A 687-nucleotide genomic window follows, 5' to 3' on the forward strand; every position below is an offset into this window, starting at 1 on the left:
CCGCCGGATCTCGTTGAGGCGGGTGATCAGGGGGGCGAGGGTGCGGCCCTCGCGGGCGGCGGCGTCCCAGTCGCGGGGGCGGAGCTGGTACTTCTCGGAGTCGAGGTACTCCTCGCTGCCGGGCTTGAGCGGGGTGTTCTCGGCGAGTTCGTAGCCGCTGTAGATGCCCCAGGTGGGGGAGAGGGTGGCGGCCAGGACGGCGCGGGTCTCGAACGCGGGACGGCCGCCGTCCTGGAGGTAGCCGTGCAGGATGTCGGGGGTGTTGGCGAAGAGGTTCGGCCGCATCCAGGCCGCCGCGTCCCCCGACAACTCACCCAGATAGTCGGTGAGTTCCTGTTTGGTGTTCCGCCAGGTGAAGTAGGTGTAGGACTGCTGGAAGCCGATCTGGGCGAGGGTGTGCATCATCGCGGGGCGGGTGAACGCCTCGGCCAGGAAGATCACGTCCGGGTCGGCGCCGTTGATCTCCGCGATGACCCGCTCCCAGAACACCACCGGTTTGGTGTGCGGGTTGTCCACGCGGAAGATCCGCACCCCGTGCTCCATCCAGTGCCGCAGCACGCGCACGGTCTCGGTGACCAGGCCGTCCATGTCGGCGTCGAAGGCGATGGGGTAGATGTCCTGGTACTTCTTCGGCGGGTTCTCCGCGTAGGCGATGGTGCCGTCGGCGCGGTGGTGGAACCACTCCGG

Annotated in this window: 1 protein-coding gene; it reads right to left on the reverse strand. The window is 68.4% G+C overall.

The window, feature by feature from the left end:
• On the reverse strand, positions 1-687 hold a 687-nt coding region (locus KUM39_RS27945), incomplete at both ends, for an alpha-amylase family protein (RefSeq protein ID WP_504740072.1).

Origin of the sequence: Streptomyces corallincola (genome assembly GCF_019104725.1) — a bacterium.
Taxonomy (GTDB): Bacteria; Actinomycetota; Actinomycetes; order Streptomycetales; family Streptomycetaceae; genus Streptomyces; species Streptomyces corallincola.